At 73.2% G+C, this 22,839-nt stretch carries 18 protein-coding genes; 15 read left to right on the forward strand and 3 right to left on the reverse strand.

The window, feature by feature from the left end; genetic code table 11:
* The first annotated feature begins 142 nt into the window (after nucleotides 1–142).
* The 15 genes from IE118_RS04675 (at nucleotide 143) to IE118_RS04745 (ending at nucleotide 19,461) form a co-directional block, all read left to right on the forward strand.
* Nucleotides 143–1,186, forward strand: coding sequence for a LacI family DNA-binding transcriptional regulator (locus IE118_RS04675; protein WP_189555933.1), 1,044 nt, complete (start codon nucleotides 143–145; stop codon nucleotides 1,184–1,186).
* Nucleotides 1,183–2,727, forward strand: a complete 1,545-nt coding sequence (locus IE118_RS04680; RefSeq protein ID WP_189555934.1) for a sugar ABC transporter ATP-binding protein — start codon at nucleotides 1,183–1,185, stop codon at nucleotides 2,725–2,727. The genes IE118_RS04675 and IE118_RS04680 overlap by 4 nt, the downstream gene beginning before the upstream one ends.
* Nucleotides 2,717–4,675, forward strand: coding sequence for an ABC transporter permease/substrate-binding protein (locus tag IE118_RS04685; protein WP_189555935.1), 1,959 nt, complete (start codon nucleotides 2,717–2,719; stop codon nucleotides 4,673–4,675). Before IE118_RS04680 ends, IE118_RS04685 begins: the two co-directional genes overlap by 11 nt.
* A 97-nt stretch (nucleotides 4,676–4,772) precedes the next feature.
* A complete protein-coding gene (locus tag IE118_RS04690; RefSeq protein WP_189555936.1) occupies nucleotides 4,773–5,678 on the forward strand; it encodes a ribokinase in 906 nt (301 codons plus the stop codon).
* A complete protein-coding gene (gene rbsD / locus IE118_RS04695) occupies nucleotides 5,675–6,064 on the forward strand; it encodes a D-ribose pyranase (protein WP_189555937.1) in 390 nt (129 codons plus the stop codon). The genes IE118_RS04690 and rbsD overlap by 4 nt, the downstream gene beginning before the upstream one ends.
* A 310-nt stretch (nucleotides 6,065–6,374) precedes the next feature.
* Nucleotides 6,375–6,707: a hypothetical protein gene (locus IE118_RS04700; RefSeq protein WP_107500479.1), complete on the forward strand. Its 333-nt coding sequence runs from the start codon at nucleotides 6,375–6,377 to the stop codon at nucleotides 6,705–6,707.
* 18 nt (nucleotides 6,708–6,725) lie between these two features.
* Nucleotides 6,726–7,037, forward strand: a complete 312-nt coding sequence (locus IE118_RS04705) for a pore-forming ESAT-6 family protein (RefSeq protein WP_189555938.1) — start codon at nucleotides 6,726–6,728, stop codon at nucleotides 7,035–7,037.
* A 61-nt stretch (nucleotides 7,038–7,098) separates the two neighbouring features.
* Nucleotides 7,099–7,488 (forward strand): DUF6507 family protein, encoded by a 390-nt coding sequence (locus tag IE118_RS04710; protein ID WP_189555939.1) that lies wholly within the window; start codon nucleotides 7,099–7,101, stop codon nucleotides 7,486–7,488.
* Nucleotides 7,485–10,061, forward strand: coding sequence for a hypothetical protein (locus IE118_RS04715; protein ID WP_189555940.1), 2,577 nt, complete (start codon nucleotides 7,485–7,487; stop codon nucleotides 10,059–10,061). Before IE118_RS04710 ends, IE118_RS04715 begins: the two co-directional genes overlap by 4 nt.
* A 10-nt stretch (nucleotides 10,062–10,071) precedes the next feature.
* Entirely contained in the window at nucleotides 10,072–10,941 is an 870-nt protein-coding gene (locus tag IE118_RS04720; RefSeq protein ID WP_229846658.1) for an immunity 49 family protein, read from the forward strand.
* 28 nt (nucleotides 10,942–10,969) lie between these two features.
* The gene (locus IE118_RS04725) at nucleotides 10,970–11,233 is read left to right on the forward strand and encodes a hypothetical protein (protein WP_189555941.1); all 264 of its coding nucleotides are present in this window, start codon (nucleotides 10,970–10,972) and stop codon (nucleotides 11,231–11,233) included.
* Between the two features lie 31 nt (nucleotides 11,234–11,264).
* Nucleotides 11,265–12,635, forward strand: coding sequence for a type VII secretion integral membrane protein EccD (gene eccD / locus IE118_RS04730; RefSeq protein WP_373298257.1), 1,371 nt, complete (start codon nucleotides 11,265–11,267; stop codon nucleotides 12,633–12,635).
* Nucleotides 12,636–12,648: 13 nt separating this feature from the next.
* Nucleotides 12,649–13,977, forward strand: a complete 1,329-nt coding sequence (locus tag IE118_RS04735; protein WP_189555942.1) for a MinD/ParA family protein — start codon at nucleotides 12,649–12,651, stop codon at nucleotides 13,975–13,977.
* Nucleotides 13,978–14,053: 76 nt separating this feature from the next.
* Nucleotides 14,054–18,061: a type VII secretion protein EccCa gene (gene eccCa / locus IE118_RS04740; RefSeq protein WP_189555943.1), complete on the forward strand. Its 4,008-nt coding sequence runs from the start codon at nucleotides 14,054–14,056 to the stop codon at nucleotides 18,059–18,061.
* The gene (locus IE118_RS04745; protein WP_189555944.1) at nucleotides 18,058–19,461 is read left to right on the forward strand and encodes a DUF6177 family protein; all 1,404 of its coding nucleotides are present in this window, start codon (nucleotides 18,058–18,060) and stop codon (nucleotides 19,459–19,461) included. Before eccCa ends, IE118_RS04745 begins: the two co-directional genes overlap by 4 nt.
* 63 nt (nucleotides 19,462–19,524) lie before the next feature.
* Here the strand turns inward: IE118_RS04745 and IE118_RS04750 are convergent, their stop codons facing one another.
* Genes IE118_RS04750 through IE118_RS04760 form a run of 3 tightly spaced genes read right to left on the reverse strand, consistent with a single transcriptional unit; the run spans nucleotide 19,525 to nucleotide 22,663 of the window.
* Nucleotides 19,525–20,325 carry a sugar phosphate isomerase/epimerase family protein gene (locus IE118_RS04750; RefSeq protein WP_189556086.1) on the reverse strand — a complete coding sequence of 267 codons (801 nt, stop codon included), beginning with the start codon at nucleotides 20,323–20,325 and terminating at the stop codon, nucleotides 19,525–19,527.
* A gap of 35 nt (nucleotides 20,326–20,360) precedes the next feature.
* A complete protein-coding gene (locus IE118_RS04755) occupies nucleotides 20,361–21,515 on the reverse strand; it encodes a dihydrodipicolinate synthase family protein (protein ID WP_189555945.1) in 1,155 nt (384 codons plus the stop codon).
* The gene (locus tag IE118_RS04760; protein ID WP_189555946.1) at nucleotides 21,512–22,663 is read right to left on the reverse strand and encodes a Gfo/Idh/MocA family protein; all 1,152 of its coding nucleotides are present in this window, start codon (nucleotides 22,661–22,663) and stop codon (nucleotides 21,512–21,514) included. Before IE118_RS04760 ends, IE118_RS04755 begins: the two co-directional genes overlap by 4 nt.
* Between the last annotated feature and the right edge of the window lie 176 nt (nucleotides 22,664–22,839).

Consider the following 22,839-nt stretch of genomic DNA (forward strand, 5'->3'; position numbering starts at 1 on the left):
CCGCAGGCAACCCCGGCCCGAAAGGACCCGCGCCGCCCGCCGGTCACGATTCGATTTCGGCCACCGGCCACCCCCTTGCTTCCCGCCGTGTAATCGATTCCAATCCTCCGTGTAATCGATTCCACGAGGAGGTGGAACGGCGATGGCGAGCATCAAGGACGTCGCCGCCGAGGCGGGGGTGTCCGTCGCCACGGTGTCGCGGGCGCTGAACGGGCACCCGTCGGTCAGCGAGGACGCACGCCGGCGCGTGTCGGCCGCCGTGGAGCGGCTGGGGTACCGGCCGAACGCCGTCGCCCGGTCCCTGCGCACCGACCAGACCCGCACGCTCGGCCTGGTCATCAGCGACGTGATGAACCCGTACTTCACCGAGCTGGCCCGCTCCGTCGAGGAGGAGGCCCGCGCGCTCGGCTACAGCGTGATCATCGGCAACGCCGACGAGCGGCCCGACCTCCAGGACCACCACGTCACCACGCTGCTGGACCGGCGCATCGACGGGCTGCTCGTCTCCCCCACCGACGGCGGGTCACCCGGCATGCTGGGTGCCGCCCGGGCCGGGACGCCGATGGTGTTCGTCGACCGCTGGATCCCCGGCGTCGACGTGCCCGTCGTCCGGTCGGACGGGCGCGACGCCGTACGCGACCTCGTCGCGCACCTGTACGCGCTCGGGCACCGCCGGCTGGCGATCATCGCGGGTCCCGCCGCCACCACCACCGGCCGGGAGCGCGTGGACGCCTTCCGGGAGGCGCTCGGCGCGTACGGGCTCGACCTCCCCGACGCCTACATCGGCCAGGGCGACTTCCAGGCCGACAGCGGCCGCCGTGTCACCGAGGGCTTCCTCGACCTGGCGGAGCCGCCCGAGGCCGTGTTCGCCGCCGACAACCTGATGGCGCTCGGCGCCCTGGACGCCCTCCGCGCACGCGGGCTGCGCGTCCCCGACGACATCGCGCTGGCCGCGTTCGACGACATCCCCTGGTTCGTGCACACCGATCCGCCGGTCACCGCCGTCGCCCAGCCGACCCGGGAACTGGGGCGGGCCGCCGTGCGCGCCCTGGTCGACCGGATCGAGGGGCGGCCCGGTGAGTCCGTCACCCTCCCCGCCCGGCTCGTCGTGCGCCGCTCGTGCGGTGAGCCGGTCTCCCCCGAACCCCCACAGTCCCCCTCCCCCGTACGAAGGAGTACGCCGTGAGCAGCCGCAGTCCGGACGAGTTGCTGCGCATCGAGGGCATCCGCAAGACCTTCCCCGGCGTGGTCGCGCTCGACAGCGTCGACTTCGACCTGCGCCGGGGCGAGGTGCACGTGCTCCTCGGTGAGAACGGCGCGGGCAAGAGCACGCTGATCAAGATGCTCTCCGGCGCCTACACGCCCGACGCCGGGCGGATCGTGGTCGGCGGCGAGGAGGTGCGCGTGCACGGCGCGCAGGACTCCGAGCGGCTCGGCATCGCCACCATCTACCAGGAGTTCAACCTGGTCCCCGACCTGACGGTCGCCGAGAACATCTTCCTCGGGCGCCAGCCGCGCCGGTTCGGCATGATCGACCGGAAGACGATGGAGGCGGACGCCGAGGTGCTGCTGGAGCGCGTCGGGGTGAAGGTCTCGCCCCGGGCGCGGGTGCGTGAACTCGGCATCGCACGGCTCCAGATGGTCGAGATCGCCAAGGCGCTCAGCCTGGACGCGCGGGTGCTCATCATGGACGAGCCGACCGCCGTGCTGACCTCCGAGGAGGTCGAGAAGCTGTTCGCGATCGTGCGGCGGCTGCGCGAGGACGGCGTCGGCATCGTCTTCATCACCCACCACCTGGAGGAGATCGCCGCCCTCGGCGACCGGGTCACCGTCATCCGGGACGGCCGGAGCGTCGGGCAGGTGCCCGCCTCCACGCCCGAGGACGAGCTCGTACGGCTCATGGTCGGGCGGTCGATCGAACAGCAGTACCCGCGCGAGCGGGGTGACGCCGGTGACGCGCTGCTCAAGGTCGAGGGACTGACGCGCGACGGTGTCTTCCACGACGTGAGCTTCGAGGTGCGGGCCGGCGAGGTCGTCGGCATCGCGGGGCTCGTCGGGGCCGGGCGCACCGAGGTCGTCCGTGCCGTGTTCGGGGCGGACCCGTACGACGCCGGGTCCGTGCACGTCGCGGGGGCCCCGCTGCGCCGGCACGACGTGAACGCCGCGATGACGGCCGGCATCGGCCTGGTGCCGGAGGACCGCAAGGGGCAGGGCCTGGTGCTCGACGCCTCCGTCGAGGAGAACCTCGGCCTGGTCACCCTGCGGTCCACGTCCCGCGCCGGGCTCGTCGACCTCAAGGGGCAGCACGAGGCGGCGGAGCGCATCGCCGGGCAGCTCGGCGTGCGGATGGCCGGTCTCGGCCAGCACGTGCGGACGCTGTCCGGCGGCAACCAGCAGAAGGTCGTCATCGGCAAGTGGCTGCTGGCGGACACCAAGGTGCTGATCCTCGACGAGCCGACGCGCGGCATCGACGTCGGCGCGAAGGTCGAGATCTACCAGCTCATCAACGAACTGACGGCCGCCGGTGCCGCGGTGCTCATGATCTCCAGCGACCTGCCGGAGGTCCTGGGCATGAGCGACCGGGTCGTCGTCATGGCGCAGGGGCGCGTCGCGGGTGAACTCCCCGCCGACCGCGCCACCCAGGACGCCGTGATGGCGCTCGCCGTCAGCACCGCCCACAGCAACAGCAGCAGCAGCAACGGAACGGAGGCCGACCGTGGCCACTGACACGCTCAAGAGCAAGCCGGGCGCGCAGGGCGGCGCCACGGGCGGCCTGCGCCGCCTGCTCCTCGACAACGGTGCGCTGACCGCGCTGATCGTCCTCGTGATCGCCATGTCGGCGCTGTCCGGGGACTTTCTGACCGCCGACAACCTCCTCAACGTCGGCGTGCAGGCCGCCGTGACCGCGATCCTCGCCTTCGGCGTCACCTTCGTCATCGTCTCGGCGGGCATCGACCTGTCGGTCGGCTCGGTGGCCGCGCTGTCGGCGACCGTGCTGGCGTGGAGCGCGACCGAGGCCGGCATGCCGGTCGTGCTGGCGGTGCTGTTCGCCGTCGCGACGGGCCTCGTCTGCGGTCTGGTGAACGGTTTCCTCGTCTCGTACGGAAAGCTGCCGTCGTTCATCGCGACGCTCGCGATGCTGTCGGTGGCGCGCGGCCTGTCCCTGGTCATCTCGCAGGGCTCGCCCATCGCCTTCCCCGACTCCGTCTCCCACCTGGGCGACACGCTCGGCGGCTGGCTGCCGGTGCCGGTGCTCGTCATGATCGTGATGGGGCTGCTCACCGCCTTCGTCCTCGGCCGGACCTACATCGGCCGTTCCATGTACGCCATCGGCGGCAACGAGGAGGCCGCCCGGCTGTCCGGGCTCCGGGTGAAGCGGCAGAAGCTCGCGATCTACGCCTTCTCCGGCCTGTTCGCCGCCGCCGCGGGCATCGTGCTCGCCTCCCGCCTGTCCTCCGCGCAGCCGCAGGCCGCGCAGGGCTACGAACTGGACGCGATCGCCGCCGTCGTCATCGGCGGCGCCTCCCTCGCGGGCGGCACCGGCAAGGCGTCCGGCACCCTGATCGGCGCGCTGATCCTCGCGGTGCTGCGCAACGGGCTCAACCTGCTGTCCGTCTCCGCGTTCTGGCAGCAGGTCGTCATCGGTGTGGTCATCGCCCTGGCCGTGCTCTTCGACACGCTGCGCCGCAAGGCGGGCGCGACCACCCCGGCGGCCGGGGCCTCCGGGGGCGGGAACCGGGGCAAGCAGGCACTCACGTACCTGATCGCCGCCGTCGTCGCCGTCGCGGTCGTCGGCGCCACCTCGCTGCTGCACAACGGGTCCTCGGCCGGCAGGACGCAGAAGATCGGCCTGTCCCTGTCGACGCTGAACAACCCGTTCTTCGTGCAGATCCGCGACGGCGCCGAGGAGGAGGCGAAAAAGCTGGGCGTGGACCTGACGGTCACCGACGCGCAGAACGACGCCTCCCAGCAGGCCAACCAGTTGCAGAACTTCACCAGCGGCTCGCTCTCCTCCGTCATCGTCAACCCGGTGGACTCCGACGCCGCCGGCCCGGCGGTGCGCGGTGCGAACAAGGCCGGCATCCCCGTCATCGCCGTGGACCGCGGCGTCAACAAGGCGGACGCGGCCGCGCTGGTCGCCTCCGACAACGTCGAGGGCGGCGCGCTGGGCGCCAAGGCGCTCGCCGAGAAGCTCGGCGGCAAGGGCACCATCGTCATCCTCCAGGGCCAGGCCGGCACCTCCGCCAGCCGGGAGCGCGGGGCGGGCTTCGCCGAAGGGCTGAAGGACTACCCGGGCATCAAGGTCGTCGCCAAGCAGCCCGCGGACTTCGACCGCACCAAGGGCCTGGACGTGATGACGAACCTGCTCCAGGCGCACCCCGACATCAACGGCGTCTTCGCCGAGAACGACGAGATGGCGCTCGGCGCGATCAAGGCGCTCGGCTCCAAGGCCGGAAAGTCGGTCCAGGTCGTCGGCTTCGACGGCACGCCGGACGGGCTGAAGGCGGTCGAGGCGGGCTCGCTGTACGCCTCCGTCGCCCAGCAGCCGAAGGAACTGGGCCGGATCGCGGTGCGGAACGCGTTGCGCGCCGCCGACGGCGAGAAGGTGGAGAAGATGGTGAAGGTTCCGGTGAAGGTGGTCACGAAGGAGAACGTGGCCGGCTTCGAGGGCTGACGCCGGACGCGCGGACGCACGCCCGCGCGACGCAGGGACGGAAGGGGCGGGCGGTCACGTCGACCGCCCGCCCCGCACGCGGATCGGGGAGCGATTCATGTACGACTACGACCTCCTGGTCGTCGGATCGGCCAACGCCGATCTGGTGATCGGTGTCGAACGGCGGCCGGACGCCGGGGAGACCGTGCTCGGCTCCGACCTGGCCGTCCACCCGGGCGGCAAGGGAGCGAACCAGGCGGTCGCCGCCGCCCGGCTCGGTGCCCGTACGGCCCTGCTGGCGCGGGTCGGCGACGACGGGCACGGCCGGCTGCTGCTGGACTCCCAGCGGGCGGCCGGGGTGGACACGGTGGGTGTCCTGACGGGCCGGGCGCCGACCGGGGTCGCGCTCATCACCGTGGACCCGTCGGGGGACAACAGCATCGTCGTCTCCCCGGGCGCCAACGGACGGCTGACACCGGCCGACGTGCGGGCGGCCGCGAGCCTCTTCCACGCCTCCCGGGTGGTGTCCACCCAGCTGGAGATCCCGCTGGAGACGGTCGGGGAAGTGGTGCGGAGCCTCGCGCCGGGCAGCCGGTTCGTACTGAACCCGTCCCCGCCGCAGCCCCTGTCGGCGGAGGTGCTGGCCGCCTGCGACCCGCTGATCGTCAACGAGCACGAGGCCAAGGTGATCCTCGGCGACGCGGGCGCGGCCGGCGACGAACCGGAGGACTGGGCGCGGCGGTTGCTGGCGAAGGGCCCGCGTTCGGTGGTGGTGACGCTGGGCGGGGAGGGCGCGCTGGTCGCCTCCGCGGAGGGCGTCGCCCGGGTGCCGTCGGTCACGGTGCACGCCGTGGACACCACCGGCGCGGGCGACGCGTTCACCGCCGCGCTGGCCTGGCGCCTCGGCGCCGGCGAGTCGCTCGCCGAGGCCGCCGCCTACGCGGCCCGGGTGGGGGCGGCGACGGTCACCAAGGAAGGTGCGCAGGTGTCGTTCCCGACGGCCGAGGAGGTCGCCGCGCTGTGAAGAAGCACGGAATCCTGAACCGCGGGCTCTCCGGCGCGCTGGCCGGCCTGGGACACGGGGACGGGGTACTGGTGTGCGACGCCGGCATGCCGATACCCGACGGGCCGCACGTGGTGGACCTGGCCTTCCGGGCGGGGGTGCCGTCCTTCGCCGAGGTGCTCGAAGGGCTGCTCGACGAGCTGGTGGTGGAGGGCGCGACGGCGGCGACCGAGATGCGCGAGGCCAATCCGGCGGCGGCGGAACTGCTCGACGGCTGCTTCCCCGCGCTGTCCCTGGTGCCGCACGATCGGCTGAAGGAACTGAGCGCCGGGGCACGGCTCGTCGTCCGCACCGGCGAGGCACGGCCGTACGCGAACGTCCTGCTGCGCTGCGGCGTGTTCTTCTGACGCCCTGAATCTCGCCGGTGCGCCGGCCGGAGAAACTTCGAGGGGGCCCGGTCCGTCGACCGGGCCCCCTCGGTCCCTCCCCCTGCCAGAACTCCCTCATCCCCCCCGGGTCCCCACCCAGAAGTCCTGACGCGAAGTTTGACCCGCGAGGTGGGGGGAGGGTTGCACGACCGCCACAAGATCTTTTCCGGGCCGCGGTGATGTCCGGATCGTGTCACATCGTGATCAACGGCGTTGCGTCCGCAACGGGTTGTGCGACAGCATGTTCGAGTAACAGGTGAGGCGTACGCGACGCACGGGGGTGACGCACGTGAAGTTCGACATGGGGTCCACGACCCTGTCGGATCTGGGCAGGAACACGGAGGGGTCGAGCACCGACCTGGGGACGCTGATCCGCATGCTCATCCAGGCGGCCGAGCCGCTGGAGGGCAAGTTCAACGGATCCGGCAAGGTCGCCTTCGACTCGTTCAAGACGCGCGCGGACGAGATCACCGCCGCGCTCAACGGGTCGCTGAGCGCGATCCTCGAAGGCCAGGGCGGCATGGACACCGCCTTCGCCACCGGTGACACCGAGCAGCAGGACAACGCGCAGCGCAACATGGGCGCGGCCAACTTCGACGCGGCACGCTTCGGCGCGCGCTAGTTCAGGGGGGTTTTGACGATGGGCCAGAATCTGGACCGCCGCTCCTACGACACCGGCGCGTCGAGCGAGGTGCAGGGCGGCTTGCAGGGGATCGTCGGGCAGCTGGAGCGCGTGCTGGCGGACCGGGACAAGGCCGTGAAGGCCGCCATGGCCGACTTCCAGGCCGACGGCGTCTCCGAGGAGTACCACGGCAAGGAGATGCGCTGGAACCGCGCGGCCGACGAGGTGCGCAGCATCATCCAACTGGTGCGCACGACCCTCGAGGACAACGACGGAACCGCCCAGTCGACGATGGCGAAGGCGCGCGCGGCGGTCGACAACATCGGCTGATGCGGCGCGGGCGCGCCGGCCGGCGACGGCACACGGGAGTACGGGGAAACGGGGAATCCGCATGACGGGGTGGGACATCTCACCGTCGGGCGTGTCAGGCGTCCTGAAGGAGACGGCGAAGGCGGCCGAGGGCCTCTCGAACACGGGGAAGGCACTCCAGGAGACGATGCCGAGCGCGGCCAAGTCGGCCGGCACGATCCAGCAGGGCGGCGTGGAGAAGAGCGGGGTCCAGGGCCCGGTCGGGGCGGCCCTGGGCGAGTTCTTCACCGCCTACCAGGAAAAGCTGATGTACGTCGCGGTGCGCACGTCGAACTCCCTCAACGGGGCGGCCGGCGCGACCAACGCGTACGTCAAGGGTGACCTGGACATGGCCGCGCGGGCCCAGGCGAACGCGTTGAAGGAACCGAAGATCGACCTGCCGGGGGCGGGCGGGCAGCAGGGGGGCTCGTGAGCGGGGATCCGATCGACCCGGAGAACATTCCGCAGTTCACCGGCGACCTGGAGGAACTGGGCACCGACCACCTGCTGTTGACGGCGCAGGCCATCGCCTTCCGTCAGTCCGGCTCGGACGTGCACAACCGGTTCCAGGGGCTGTCGGCGTGCTACACGGCGCCGGAGGCGGAGCAGTTGTTCGCCACGACGGCGCCGGTCGCCGCCAAGGCGGACGAGTTCGCGGACGACCTGGAGAAGGTCGCGGCGGCGCTCAGCTCGTACGAGACGGAGATCCAGCCGCTCGTGACGAAGCTGAAAAACCTCAAGCAGCGTGCGGAGACCTTCCGGCAGCAGATCGCGGGGGACGACGACTGGCGTGAGGACGACGACAACGTCCAGCTCAACAACGACCTGTGGCACGACGTCAACGCCACCACGTCCGCCTTCTGGCAGGCCGAGATCACCTGCCACAACACGATCACCGCGCTGGTGGGCGGCTCGACACTGATCCTGGAGGACGGCGCCGAGAAGCGCCTCATGGAGCGCGGCACCAGCACCTACGGCTTCACCGCCGACCTGCTGAACCAGTCCGAGGAACTGCCCTGGGGCAGCACCGTGGAGAAGGAGCGGCACGGGCTCGACTGGCTGGGCCACCAGGTGTGGGAGTTCGGCAAGGGCTTCGTCGTCGACGGCGTCTGGGGGACCATCCGGGGTCTCGGCACCCTCGTCGGCGTGGACGGCTGGGACGCGGCGGGCGAGGCCTGGAAGGGGCTCGGCAAGCTCGCGACCGGCGTGCTCATCACCGCGGTGCCCGTCGTCGGCGTCGCCTACTGGGCGATGCCCGAGGACAAGCTGCCCTCCTACCTGCGCGACTCCCGCAACACGGTCAAGGAGGCGGGCAAGGCGCTGGTGGCCTGGGACCAGTGGGGCGAGAACCCCGCCCGGGCGAGCGGCGCGGTCACCTTCAACGTCCTGACGACGGTGTTCACCGGAGGCGCCGGAGCCGCGGCGAAGAGCGGCGCGGTGGCCCGTACGATCGGCGCGCTCGGCAAGACCGCCCGGCTGGTCGACCCCATGACGTACCTGGGCAAGGCGACGACGTTCGGCACGGCCAAGGTCGCCGACCTGTTCGCCGGCCTGCGGGGCGTGCACGCGGGCGCCTACGACGACATCCTCTCCGGCGCGGGACGCGTGCAGCCCGACGGCAGCGTGGTGCGGGTCGGCGACGACGTGCCGGTCATCCGCGACAACGTCGTGGAGTGGCCCGACGGCACCCGGCTGAACCTGGACGACGGCTCGGTCGTCCGCGCGGACGGCACGGCGGCCCCGGCGAAGGTGGAACTGTCGGCGGCGGACCGGGAGTTGCTGGAGCAGAACCTGCGGCACGAGGAGCCCGCGCTCGTCGGGGCGGGCGACCGCACGGGCACCCATGCCGCCGGGAGCACGGCGGCCCACGTCGGCGGCGATGCGACCGGGCGAGCCGGCGGAAACACGCCTGCCTCCGCCCACGCCGGCGAACGCACCGGAGCACGCGGAACGGACACGATCCCAGCCCGCGACACGGGCGGGAATGCAGCGGGAGGCGACGGGCCGTCCGGCGGCGGGAACGACGGTGGCGCAATTCCCGGTCAGCACGCGGGGACCGGCGGCGGCCGCGCCGGCGGGGACGGCTCCGGCGGAACACCGTCCGGCAGCCGCGATCCGTTGGACGCCGAACGCGAGGTCATGCGCCGCCAGATCGAACGGGCCAACAACGACCCCGAGTGGTTCAAGGACCACTACCGCGAGAACGGGTACCGGCGCGACACGACCGCCGAGGGGGGATACGGCCAGGCCGTGCCCCAGCTGGCACGCAACCCGTTCGCACCGCCGAAGTGGATCGCGGCCAGTGACATGCCTCCGGCGATCAGGGAGCGGTACGTCCACCCGGATCCCATCCCGGGCAAGGCATCGGATCTCCCCCGGACAGTCGTCGATGACCTGAACGAGCAGGCGGCCAAGCGGGACGCGGCCGTCAAGGCCGACAAGGCGGCGGAGGACGCCCTCAAGAAGGCGGAGAAGGCTTACGCCGCCAACCGCACCGATGAGTTGGCCGCAGCGCGGGATCTCGCCGACAAGACGCACTCACCGCTCCACGGCGAGGCCAACCGGCAGAGCGAACTGCTCGGCGAGTACGCGGCCGAGCGCCACGCGATCCCGGAGCACTACGAGGGCGCGGTCCGCCTGGACGACGGGGCGTTCGGCAACAATCGGTTCGACCAGGTGTACCGGACGACGGACGGCCGGTACGTCGTCGTCGAGGCGAAGGGGTCCACGACAGCCTCCCTCGGGACGCGTAAGGGGCATAGTGGGCGGTTGGTGACCCAGGGAACGAAGGAATATTTCGAGACCATCCTCAACGAGATGGAAAAGCGGGCCCAGCGAAATGAAAACAAGGGCTTGCTCGAACAGGCCACCGCCGAGCGCACTCTGGCGAAAGAGCTGAGAGGCGCCCTCAAGACGGACAAGGTGGACTATGTCCTGGTCAAAGCCAAGCCTGACGGGGCTCAGTACGCTGGGTACGAAATGAAGCAATTCGACCTCACGAAATGAGAAGCCGTCCATGCTCACGCACATTTCACGACCCCCGTCGGAAGGGAATCATCCGAATCCGGACAAGTTCCGCGAGGAGCTCAACGAGCGCAGCCTGGAGAAGATCGGAGAGCTGACGGAGTGGCCGCAGGGCTTCGGTATGGCCTTCAGCAGTCTCGTGCACACCGCCAAGCTCCAGTGCTCTCTCGACCCCGCCGCGCAGAAGTTGGAGACGTGGGAGGCGTGGGTCATGGCCATGCAGGTGGGGTCTGCGCTGTTCGCGTCGGCGACCGCTCCTGAGGGCTCGACCGTCGAGTGCGTGATCGGTCATGAGGTGCGGACGATTCCCACCGTGGGGGTCACCCATTTCGTCGATGCGGGGACCTGGCTGGAAGCCTTCTGGCTGGCCGTCGTCTGCCGGGACCAGACACGGATGACGCAGCTGTGCGAGGTGCCGGTCGAGACGCTGCGGGCCTCCGGTGCCGTGTTCGAGGAGTACATCTACCACTGGGTCGACGCCCTCCAGACGTACTGGCTGGAGCGGCCGGGGCTCGGGGAGAAGCTCGTCGCCGCGTTCGACGGAACCGATCCGGACCGGCTTCGGTTCATGGACCGCGAGACGATGCTCAAGGTCCTGTATCCGCCGATCAACCTGTTCTACCGCTTCGTCGGCCGGGACGCGGACCAGTTCAACGAGGCCCTGGTCCGGGGCCTGGAACTCCACCGGGAGTACTGGACGGCGAGCGAGGAGCGACAGGAGACCTACGACGGTGGCATCCCCCTCGCGATCCTCGCCATCACCTGCCTCGCCCACGACGCCGGGCTGCCCGTCGAGGTCGAGTCGGAGTACCTGCCCGAGCACCTGCTCAAGCGCACCTGGCTCGGCGAATTCCCCACCTGACACGTGATGCACGAGATGAAGGACCGGCGTGACCGCACAGGACTACGACAGTCAGCTCCTCGAATCCGTCTCGGTACGGCGACGGCGGTTGCGGGACGCCCTGGTGTTCGGGGCGCAGCGGCAACGGCGGGCCGTGGACGAGCGGGTGGGGAAGGCGGTCGCGGGGCTGGTCATCGCGGCCGTGCTGTGCGCGGGGTGTGTGGGGTGGTCGTTCGTGTCGCACCGGCTGATCGGGCAGGGCCCGTACTCCTCCGGCGTTTCCACGCCCTCCGGCAGTCCTACAAGCCGGTGATAGGTTCGCGAACGTGATGTCTACGGGGGCCTTGAGCAGGGAAACGGCCGGTGGGCCGACGGTGCTGAGCCGGGTCACGCTCGTCGGTGAGCGGCGGCGCGTCGACCTCGTGCTTCCGGCGCGGGAGCCGGTGGGGCTGCTGTTGCCCGAGATCATGCGGTTGCTGGACGACCGCGTGGAGGGTCGGCCCGCCTCGCGCCACCTCGTGACCGTGGACGGCTCCGCGCTCGACCACGACAGCACGCTGGAGTCCGCGGGCATCCGCGACGGCGCCGTGCTGCGGCTCGTGCGCGCGGAGGACGCCCCGCCCGCCCCCGTGGTGCACGACGTCAGCGACGAGGTGGCCGAGGACCTCGGTCACCGGGCGTGGGTGTGGAGTCCGGCCGCCCGGCGGGTCACGGCGGGTGCCGCGAGCGTGGGCTGGGTGGTCGTCGCCGCCCTGTTCGCCCGGGCGCAGTACGACACGGCGCTGGTCGCCGCGGCCCTGCTCGCCGCCGCCGGTGCGGCTGCGGTCGCGGGCGCCGTCCTCGGGCGGGTGCGCAGGCACGGCCTCGCCACGACCCTGCTGTGCGCCGGTGGCGCGCTCGGGGTGCTGGGCGTGTGGAGCCTCGTCGACGACCTCGGCGGGACGTCGGCGGGCGCCGTCCGGCTCGCCGGTGTGGCCGCCGTGGGTGTGCTCGTCCTCGCCCTGCTCGGACTGTTCACGCCGCTGGGGCGGGGCGGACTCGTGGGTGCCGCCGCGGTGACCGTGACGGCCGTCGGCTGGGAGACGGTCCTCGCCGTGCAGTCCGGCGCCGGGACACCGGAGCAGCAGGCGCGCGTCGGTGCCGTGCTCGGCGTGGTCTGCGTGGTCGTGCTCGGGATGCTGCCGCGGCTCGCGCTGATGGCGTCGGGCCTCTCGGGGCTCGACGACCGGCGGGCCGGCGGGGTCTCCGTCAGCCGCCACCAGGTGTCCACCGCCCTGGCCGCCGCCCACCGCGGTCTGGTGCTCGCCACGGTCACCGTGGCCGCGTCGGCCGCAGCGGCCGCCGTACTGGCGCTGCGGGACCCCTCCGTGTGGACGGTCGCGCTGGCCTCGGTCCTCGCGGTGGTGCTGGCCCTGCGGGCCCGGGCGTTCCCGCTGGTCGCCGAGGTGGTCGTGCTGCTGGCCGCCGCCGCGGGCGTCACCGTGCGGCTGCTGCTGGAGTGGGCGGAGCGGTCCTCGGCGGCGGCGCCGCTGGCCGTCCTCGTGGTGCTGGCGGTGCTGCCGCTCCTCGTGCTCGCCGTGCAGCCGGCCGAGCACGTACGGGTACGGCTGCGGCGCGTCGGCGACCTGCTCGAATCGGTGGGCGTCATCGCTCTGCTGCCGCTGCTCGTCGGCGTGTTCGGTGTGTACGGGCGACTGCTCGACACCTTCGCTTAGGAGGCACGGCGGCATGACGCAGGGGCAGGGCGAGCAGCGGCCGCCGTCCGCGCACGGCGAGGGCGGCGACTGGCAGCGGGACGTGCTGCGTGAGCTGGGCGGCGACGGTCCCGGGAGCGGCCGCCCGGGCGCGGACGCCCGGCGGGCCGAGCCCACGCTGCGGCTCGTGCACCCCGCGCCCGCGCGGCCCGGCACCACGGCGGAGGCGGACGCGGGCGCGGGCGAGAACGCGTCCGCACCGCACGGCACACCACCCCACGCACCGCACGGCACACCGGCCGACGCACCGGCCGAGGCACCGCACGACGCACCGGCCGGGCCCGCGGCCCGGGACCTCGCACCCCGTGCCGGGGCCGCCGACGTGCCCCGCCCGGGCCGGCCCGCCCCGCCCGCCGCCCGCGAGCCCCACCTCCCCGCGGCCCCCGCCCCCGAGGCCGCCCCCACCCTCGACCCCCGCCTCCTCCTCGCCCTGGGGAGCCCCCTGCACGGCGACTCCGTGTCCCGGCGCACGGGCAGGGCGCTGCGCAAGCTCACCTCGTCCGTGTCCCAGGACGTCGCCGAACAGACCCGCATCGCCCGCGCGTTGCAGCAGCCCGTCACCACCGGCCGGGTGGTGGCCGTCACCTCCATCCGGGGCGGTGTCGGCAAGTCCACCGTGTCCGCGCTGCTCGGCCGCACCCTCAACCACTACCGGCACGACCCGGTGCTGACCCTGGAGGCGGACACCGCGCTCGGCACCCTGCCGGTGCGCATGGGCGCCGAGGCCGTGCGCTGGACCGTCGCGGACCTCGCGCCGGTCCTGCACCCCTCCATGAAGCTGACGGACGTGACGGGCTATCTGGTGCCGGTGTCCGACGGCGGCTGGCTGCTGCCCGCGAGCCGGGGCCAGGTCGGCCCGCCGCTCGACATGACGGCGTACCGCAAGGTGACGCTGGCGCTGCGCCGCTACTTCGCGGTGACCGTGGCCGACTGCGAGACGCTCCCCGGCGAGGTGGCCCGTACGGCGATGGACACCGCGCACGCCCGGGTGGTGGTCGCGCCGACCACGGCGGAGGGCGTCGGCGCCACCCGCCAGGTGCTGGACTGGCTGGCCCGGTTGCCGCACTCGGCCCTCGCCACGACGGTCGTGGCGCTGGTGGCGAACACTCCCGACACGCTCCTCGACGGCAAGACGGCCGCCGGGCACCTGAAGGATGCGGGGGTCACCGTCGTCACCGTGCCGTACGACCGTCATCTGGCCGGCGGGGGTCCCATCCGCACCGACCTCCTGGCGCACGCCACCCGGCAGGCCGTGCTGCGGCTGGCCGCCGAGGTGATGGAACGCGCGGTGAGGGTGCGATGAGGGCCCGGCCGGCGCGCAACGGCCCGTGCCCGCCCCGTCCCTCCTCCGCCACGAACCGCTCCGGAGAAGTCCGCCCGTGACCCTGAGAATCGTCCACCGGCCCGCCCGCAGCACCCGGCCCGCCGAGCCCGCCCGGCCCCGTACCGTCGAGGCGCCGCCCAACCTGCCCGAGGGGAAGATCGGCAACGCGGCCACCGCCCTGCTGCCGATGGCCGGCGTCATGGGCTCCGTGGTCATGATGACCGTGATCCGCAACAGCCGGTTCGCGGTGGTGGGCGCGGTCGTGCTGGTCTTCGCGCTGCTGGGCGCGGTGGCGCTGTTCGTGTCGCAGCGCGGCAAGGCGCAGCGCACCCGGCGCACCCAGCGTGAGCGCTATCTGGAGTACCTGGAGGAGCTCCGGGAGGACCTCGGGACCGCCGAGCGCCGTCTGCGGGACGCGGAACGGGAGCTGAACCCGCCGCCGGAGGCCCTCTACGACCTGGTGCGGGACCCCGCCCGGCTGTGGGAACGGCGCCGCAGGGACGCCGACTTCCTGCGGGTGCGGGTCGGTCTCGGCGACGTACCGGCCCCGGAGCCGGTGATCCAGCAGAGCGGTTCCGGCGGGGTGCTGACGCCACCGGACCCGTTCATGCTCAACGAGGCGCGCGCCCTCCAGCGCCGGTTCGCGACCGCCGCCGACGTGCCGCTGACGGTGCCGCTGGACCGGGCAGGGAACGTCAGCGTCGTCGGTGAGCGGGAGGACGTCCTGCGGGTCGTCCGGGCGCTGCTGGCGCAGACGGCGGTGACGCACGCTCCCGACGACGTGGCGCTGGCCCTCGCCGTGCCGGGCGAGCGGATCGCCGAGTGGCAGTGGGCGAAGTGGCTGCCGCACGTACTGGACCCGCAGGGGCACGACGGTCCGGTGGCCGCCCGCCGGATCGCGCCGGACCTCGGTCAGCTGGCCGGACTGCTGCGGCACGAGCTGGGCCGGCGGTCCGCGTACGCGGCGGAGGTGCGGCGCGGCCTGGCCGACCGGAACGCGCTGCGGCTGACGGACCGGCTGCTGGTCGTCGCCGACGCGCACGGCGAGCCGGCCGCCGAACTGCCCCGCCCGGACTCCGCGGTCGGACTGCCGGAGATGGGGATCACCGTGGTGCACCTGCTGCGGGAGCAGGTGCACGAGCCGGACGAGGTGGGCGTGCGCATCACCGTGGACGGCGAGCGGGTGACCGTGGAGGACCTGCGCCCCTCCGCCACCGAGGGCGCCGCCCGGCCGCCCGCCGCGGAGGGCACCGTCGACCCGGTCACCGCGGCCGGGGCGGAGGGCATCGCCCGGCTGCTGGCCCCGCTGCGGCTGTCACCGGAGTCCGTCGCCGAGGGCAGCCCCGTCACCGGGCCGGTCGACTTCCCCGCGCTGCTCGGCGTCGCCGATCCCGCCGATCCGGACCTGTCCGCCCTGTGGAAGCCCCGCAGCGAACGCGACTTCCTCCGCGTGCCCATCGGCCTCACCGACCGTCACGAACCGGTGCTGCTGGACCTGAAGGAGTCCTCCCAGCTCGGCATGGGCCCGCACGGGCTGTGCGTGGGCGCGACCGGTTCCGGGAAGAGCGAGCTGCTGCGCACCCTCGTCCTCGCCCTGGCCGCCACCCACTCCCCCGAGGACCTGGCGCTGGTCCTGGTCGACTACAAGGGCGGCGCCACCTTCGCCCCCTTCGCCGAACTCCCGCACACCGCCGGGATGATCACCAACCTGGAGAACCAGGCCGGGCTCGTCGAACGGGTCCACACCAGCCTCGCCGGTGAGGTCAAGCGCCGCCAGCAGGTGCTGAAGGACGCCGGCAACGTCGCCGACATCGGTCACTACGGCGTGCTGCGCGCCACGGAACGGCCGGACCTCGAACCCCTCCCCCACCTGTTCGTCGTCATCGACGAGTTCGGTGAACTCCTCACCGCCAAGCCCGACTTCATCGACCTGTTCCTGTCGATCGGCCGCATCGGCCGCTCCATCGGCGTCCACCTGCTGCTGTCCAGCCAGCGCATCGAGGGCGGCAAGCTCAAGGGCCTGGACACCTACCTGTCGTACCGGCTGGGCCTGCGCACCTTCTCCGCCGACGAGTCCCGCACGGTCCTCGACACCACCGACGCCTTCCACCTGCCGCCGCTGCCCGGCTTCGGCTACCTCAAGGTGGACACCTCCACCTACGAACGGTTCAAGGCGGGCTACGTGTCCGGCGTCCACCGCGGCCCGGCGGCGCGCGAGCGGCGGCCCGAGGAGCCGCTCGCCCTGACCTACCCGGCGTACAACACCGCGGGGCGGGACGAGGAACCGGAGGCGGAACCCTCCGCGACCCGGCGGGAGACCGGCCCCACCGTGCTGTCCCTCATGGTCGGCCGGCTCGCCGGCGCGGCGCCCGCCGTGCGTCGGGTCTGGCTGCCCCCGCTGCCGGACGCCGTCGCCCTGGACACGGCCGCCGGACCGGTCCGGGTCTCCGAGGACGGGCTGCACCTGGCGCGCGCCACGGGCGGGATGCGGGTGCCGCTCGGCGTGCTCGACGACCCGGCCCGGCAGTGGCAGGGCCAGTGGGTGCTGGACCTGACCACGTCCGGCGGTCACGCGGCCGTGATCGGCGGCCCGCAGTCCGGCAAGACCACGCTCCTGCGGACCCTGGTGCTGTCCCTCGCGGTCACCCACACCCCCCGGGACGTCGCCGTGTACGGCCTGGACCTGGTCGGCGGCGGCCTGTCGGCGCTGGCCGCCCTGCCGCACGTGGGCGGGATCGCCGGGCGGGCGGACCGGGAGCGGGCGGCCCGCACGGTCGCCGAGGTGCGCACCATGCTCGCCGAGCGCGAGGACCTGTTCCGCGAGCACGGCATCGACTCCGTGGACCAGCTGCGCCGGCTCCGCGCGCAGGGCCGGCTGCCGCAGCTCGGCTCCACCGACGTCGTGCTCGTCGTCGACGGTTTCGGCGCGCTGCGCGACGACTTCGCCGACCTCGACGAGCCGGTGGCCGACCTGCTGAAGCGGGGCGGCGGCTACGGCATCCACGTGGTGGCGGGCATGCTGCGCTGGAACGACGTCCGCATCGCCACCCAGTCGCTCTTCGGCACCCGCGTCGAGCTGCGCCTGAACGACCCCGCCGACTCGTCGGTCGACCGCAAGCTCTCCCAGACCCTGTCGCCGGACGTGCCCGGCCGGGTGCTCACGGACGGCAAGCTGTTCGCGCAGGCCGCGCTGCCCCGGCTCGACGGCTCCACCACCACCGGCGACCTGGGGCCCGCCCTGGACGAGGCGGCCCGTACCGTCCGCGCCACCTGGCACGGCGAACCCGCCGCCCCGGTGCGGGTGCTGCCCGCCCGGCTGCCGGCGACCCGGCTGCCCTCGCCGGCCGCCGAGCCGCGGCGGATACCGGTGGGCCTCGACCAGGACGCCCTCGCCCCCGTCGCCCTCGACCTCTTCGGCGGCGACCAGCACCTGCTGGTCCTCGGCGACAACGAGTGCGGCAAGACGAACCTGCTGAAGCTGATCGTCGCCGGGCTCGTCGAGCGGTACGCCGACGACGAACTGGTCTTCGGTGTCTTCGACCCGCGCCGCGGCCTGCGCGGCGTCGTCCCGGAGCCGTACCGGGGCGGCTACGCGCACAACGCGACGCTCGGCGCCGCCCTCTCCACGGGCATCGCCGCCGAACTCGGCAAGCGGCTGCCGGAGACCGCCGACCCGGACGCGCCCGAGACCGGCGAACCCTCCTTCCGGGGCCCGCGGATCGTCATCCTCGTCGACGACTACGACATCCTCACCACCGCCGGGCAGCAGCCCCTCGCGCCCTTCCTGCCGTACGTCTCCTCCGCGCAGGACATCGGCCTGCACTTCGTCCTGGCCCGCCGTACCGCGGGAGCCTCCCGCGCCCTGTACGAGCCGCTGCTGACCACCCTGCGCGAGACGGGCACCACCGCCCTGGTGATGGCCGGGGACCGCACCGAGGGACAGCTCTTCCCCGGCCTGTACGCCTCCCAGCAGCCACCGGGCCGGGGCGTCCTGGTCCGCCGCGGCCGGCGCCACCAGCTCGTCCAGACCGCGCTGGCCGATGCCGGGGAGGAGGACGCGTGACCAAGGACGTCATCGCCCTCACCCCGAGGATGCCGGACACCTGGGCCCTGCTGGCCGGCCTGTACGCGGGCGGCCCCGAAGCGGCCGTCACCGCCGAGGCCCGGGGCGCGGTGCTGCGCCTGTGCGCCCCGGACGGCAGGCCCCTGGTGTCCGTGGAGGCCCCGCTGCTCGTCCAGGTCCCCGGGGAGGCCGAGCGGCTGCTCGGACGGGACGTGCCCGTGCCGTTCTGGTGGACCGAGGCCCGGGCGTCCGGCGCCGTGCCCGAGGCCGGGCCGCTGGCGGCATCGGTGTGCGGGCGGCTCGCCCTGCTGCTGGGCGGCAGCACCTGGCCCGGGGAGGCGGCGGTGACCGACGTCGTGGACGTACGCGCGGCCGTCGCGCCGGACGACGGGCAGCCGGTCGTCGACGTCCTCACCGACACCACGTCCGTCGTGCTGGCCGACCGTCCCGTCCTCGCCCTGACCACCTGGCTGTCGGAGGTGCTGCGCGGCACCTCCGGGACGGACCGTGCCCTGCAGATCGTCACCCCGCCGCACGTCCGGCTCAGCGCCCCCGCCCGCGCCACCCTGCTCCAGGTGCCCAACCGCTGGGTCGTCCAGGACCCCGCGCAGGGCTACTACGACGGGCTGTCCGGGACGGTGCTGCGCTGGCAGGACGGGACGTTCACGCCCGCGCTGGGCGCGGACGGCACGGCCTCGGTCGCCGAGGCGTTCGGCCGGACGTCGCCGTCGCGGGAGCGGCAGCTCGTCGTGGCGTTCCGTACGGTGCTGCCCGCCCGCGAGGACGTCGTGCTGGGCGAGGCGCTGGAGGCGGCCTGGCGGGCGCTCACCGGTTCCGCCCCGGCCGGCTGGGGCACCGCGGAACCCGTCAACCTGCCCTGGTCACCGGGGCGGCTGACCGAACTGGCCCGCGACCGGGCCCCCGAACCCACCCATCTGCTCGTGACGGGGCATCCCGACCGGCCCGCGCTGGCCTGGATCCGGGTCACCCGGACGACCGCGGGCGTGGAACAGGACGTGACGCTCACCCTCGGCTACGGGGAGGGTGAGGAACCGCCGCTGGAGGCGATCACCCCCCTCGCCGGGACCCTCGTCGCGGAGCACGGCCTGACGACGATGCTGGCCTCGGTGCGGCGGGCGTCCCGCGACCTCACCACGGCGCCCGTGCTCCAGGCGCCGCCCGTCCCGGTCGCCTTCACACTGGGGGCGCGGGACGTACGGGGCATCGGGCTCACCCACGCCCGTCGGCCTCCCGTCGAGGTGCGGCCCGTCGTGCTGGGGTCCGCCGCCGAGCCCGCGCTGCACTATCCGCTGGGCGACGGGTCGGACGCCGGGGCGCTGGTCCAGCTGCGCCGTCTCGCGGCTCACCTGCGGGCGGGCGTGCCCGGGGCGGAGGCCTGACGGAGCCTCCGTCCCGGGCGGGCCCGGAGCGCGCCGCACACGGGCCCCGGGCCGGATCGCGGCTCAGGGCGCGACGTGCTCGGTGAACCTCCGGGCCGTCTCCGCCAGGACCTCGCGGCCGTCGCGGGCCCACAGGGCGTCGTTGAACAGCTCGACCTCGATGGGGCCGGTGTAGCCGGCCGCCTCGACGTGGCCCTGCCACTCGCGCATGTCGATCGCGCCGTCACCGATCTGGCCGCGGCCGTTGAGGACGCCCGCGGGCAGCGGGGTGGTCCAGTCGGCGAGCTGGAAGGTGTGGATGCGGCCCTGCGCACCCGCGCGGGCGATCTGCGCGGGCGCGGTGTCGTCCCACCAGATGTGGTACGTGTCGACGGTGACGCCGACCTGGTGGGCGGGGAAGCGTTCGGCGAGGTCGAGGGCCTGGGCGAGGGTGGAGACCACGCAGCGGTCGGAGGCGAACATGGGATGCAGCGGCTCGATGGCCAGTCTCACCCCGTGGTCCTCGGCGTAGGGGCCGAGTTCGGCGAGCGCGTCCGCGGTGCGTTCCCGGGCGCCGCGCAGGTCCCTGGAGCCGGGCGGGAGTCCGCCGGAGACCAGGACGAGGGTGTCAGTGCCGAGGGTGGCGGCCTCGTCGACGGCGCGCCGGTTGTCGGCGAGGGCGGCGGCCCGCTCGGCGGGGCCGGTCGCGGTGAGGAAGCCGCCGCGGCACAGGGTCGTCACCGCCAGCCCCGCGTCCCGGACCAGTTTCGCGGTCGCGTCGAGCCCGTACGCCCGGACGGGCTCGCGCCACAGGCCGACGCCCGGCACGCCCAGATCCCGGCAGGCGTCGACGAGTTCCGGCAGCGAGAGCTGCTTGACCGTCATCTGGTTGATGCTGAAGCGGGCGAGGCCGGCGGTGGTCACGGGGTCACCCCGTACAGGTGCAGCAGGGTCCTCATGCGGTCCTCGGCGAGCTTGGGATCGGGGAACAGGCCGAGGGTGTCGGCGAGTTCGTAGGCGCGGGCGAAGTGCGGCAGGGAGCGGGCCGACTGGAGGCCGCCGACCATCGTGAAGTGGCTCTGGTGGCCGGCCAGCCAGGCGAGGAACACCACGCCCGTCTTGTAGAAGCGGGTGGGGGCCCGGAAGAGGTGGCGGGAGAGTTCGACCGTGGGGTCGAGGAGGGCACGGAAGCCGTCCGTGTCCCCGGTGTCGAGGACGCGGACCGCCTCGGCGGCCAGTGGGCCGAGCGGGTCGAAGACACCGAGCAGGGCGTGGCTGAAGCCCTGCTCGTCGCCCGCGATCAGCTCGGGGTAGTGGAAGTCGTCGCCGGTGTAGCAGCGCACGCCCTTCGGGAGACGGCGGCGCAGGTCGACCTCGCGCCGCGCGTCGAGGAGGGAGACCTTGATGCCGTCGACCTTGTCGGGGTGGGCGGCGATGACCTCCAGGAAGGTGTCGGTGGCCGCGTCGAGGTCGGCGGACCCCCAGTAGCCCTCCAGCGCCGGGTCGAACATCGGGCCGAGCCAGTGCAGGATCACCGGTTCGGTGGTCTGGCGCAGGAGGTGGCCGTAGACGTCCAGGTAGTCCTCGGGGCCCCTGGCCGTCGCGGCGAGGGCCCGGGAGGCCATGAGGATGGCCTGGGCGCCGGACTCCTCGACGACGGCGAGCTGTTCCTCGTAGGCCGCGCGGACCTCGGCGAGGGTGCCCGCGGTGAGCTGGTCGGTGCCGGCACCGCAGGCGATGCGGCCGCCGGCCGCCTTCGCCTCGGCGGCGGAGCGGCGGATCAGCTCGGCGGCGCCCGCCCAGTCCAGGCCCATGCCGCGCTGGGCGGTGTCCATGGCCTCGGCGACGCCCAGGCCGTGCGACCAGAGGTGGCGGCGGAAGGCGAGGGTGGCGTCCCAGTCGACGGCCGCCGGTGAGTCGGGGGACACGTCCGCGAACGGGTCGGCGACGACGTGCGCCGCGGAGAAGACCGTACGGGAGGTGAAAGCGCTTCCGGGGGCGACGGCCGCCCGGGGTTCGGAGCGGGGTTCGTAGGCGCGCAGGGTGCCGTCGGCACCGGGCAGGTGGAGGGTCACAGCGCGATCTCCGGGACGTCGAGACGGCGGCCCTCGGCGGAGGACCTCAGGCCCAGCTCGGCGAGCTGGACGCCGCGGGCGCCGGCCAGCAGGTCCCAGTGGTAGGGGGTGCCGGTGCAGACGTGCTTGAGGAAGAGCTCCCACTGGGCCTTGAAGCCGTTGTCGAACTCGCCGTTGTCCGGGACCTCCTGCCACTGGTCGCGGAAGACCTCGGTGGCGGGGATGTCCGGGTTCCAGACCGGCTTGGGGGTCGCGGAGCGGTGCTGGACGCGGCAGTTGCGCAGGCCCGCGACGGCGGAGCCCTCGGTGCCGTCGACCTGGAACTCGACCAGTTCGTCACGGTTGACGCGGACCGCCCAGGAGGAGTTGATCTGCGCGATCGCGCCGCCGTCGAGCTCGAAGACACCGTAGGCGGCGTCGTCGGCGGTGGCGTCGTAGGGCTTGCCGTTCTCGTCCCAGCGCTGCGGGATGTGGGTGGCGGTGAGGGCCTGGACGGACCTCACCCGGCCGAACAGCTCGTGCAGGACGTACTCCCAGTGCGGGAACATGTCGACGACGATGCCGCCGCCGTCCTCGGCCCGGTAGTTCCAGGAGGGACGCTGGGCGTCCTGCCAGTCGCCCTCGAAGACCCAGTAGCCGAACTCGCCGCGCACGGAGAGGATGCGACCGAAGAAGCCGCCGTCGATCAGGCGCTTCAGCTTGAGCAGGCCCGGGAGGAAGAGCTTGTCCTGGACGACGCCGTGCCGGATGCCGGCCGCGTTCGCCAGGCGGGCGAGCTCCAGGGCACCGTCGAGGCCGGTGGCGGTGGGCTTCTCGGTGTAGATGTGCTTGCCGGCCGCGATCGCCTTCCGGAGGGCGTCCTCGCGGGCGGAGGTGACCTGGGCGTCGAAGTAGATGTCGATGCTGTCGTCGGCGAGGACCGCGTCCAGGTCCGTGGAGACGTGGTCGAGGCCGTGGCGTTCGGCGAGTGCCCGCAGGGCGTGCTCGCGGCGGCCGACGAGGACCGGCTCCGGCCACAGCACGGTGCCGTCGCCGAGGTCGAGTCCGCCCTGCTCGCGCAGGGCCAGGATGGAGCGGACCAGGTGCTGGCGGTAGCCCATGCGCCCGGTCACACCGTTCATGGCGATTCGCACCGTCTTGCGTGTCACGTCGTTCCCTTCGTACGCGGTCCGCGCGCCGCGTACGCCCCACCCGTCACGCGGCGGGAGCCGTCGCGTGAGGGGTGACTGGTGAACGTCACAGCAAGCGCTTTCTATGTACGGAGAAGTTAGCCTCTGAACGGCGTCGCGGACAAGACCGCCGTGCGGCGGACTTGTTCGAGGGG

It is taken from the genome of Streptomyces pilosus (genome assembly GCF_014649835.1).
GTDB classification, from domain to species: Bacteria; Actinomycetota; Actinomycetes; order Streptomycetales; family Streptomycetaceae; genus Streptomyces; species Streptomyces pilosus.

What these genes read in the sequence shown, in the direction of transcription:
- IE118_RS04705 (WP_189555938.1), top strand. Translation starts at nt 6,726, where the DNA reads ATGGGCCAGAATCTGGACCGCCGCTCCTACGACACCGGCGCGTCGAGC.
- IE118_RS04720 (WP_229846658.1), top strand. Translation starts at nt 10,072, where the DNA reads ATGCTCACGCACATTTCACGACCCCCGTCGGAAGGGAATCATCCGAAT.
- IE118_RS04750 (WP_189556086.1), bottom strand. Translation starts at nt 20,325, where the DNA reads ATGACGGTCAAGCAGCTCTCGCTGCCGGAACTCGTCGACGCCTGCCGG.
- IE118_RS04710 (WP_189555939.1), top strand. Translation starts at nt 7,099, where the DNA reads ATGACGGGGTGGGACATCTCACCGTCGGGCGTGTCAGGCGTCCTGAAG.
- IE118_RS04735 (WP_189555942.1), top strand. Translation starts at nt 12,649, where the DNA reads ATGACGCAGGGGCAGGGCGAGCAGCGGCCGCCGTCCGCGCACGGCGAG.
- IE118_RS04690 (WP_189555936.1), top strand. Translation starts at nt 4,773, where the DNA reads ATGTACGACTACGACCTCCTGGTCGTCGGATCGGCCAACGCCGATCTG.
- IE118_RS04675 (WP_189555933.1), top strand. Translation starts at nt 143, where the DNA reads ATGGCGAGCATCAAGGACGTCGCCGCCGAGGCGGGGGTGTCCGTCGCC.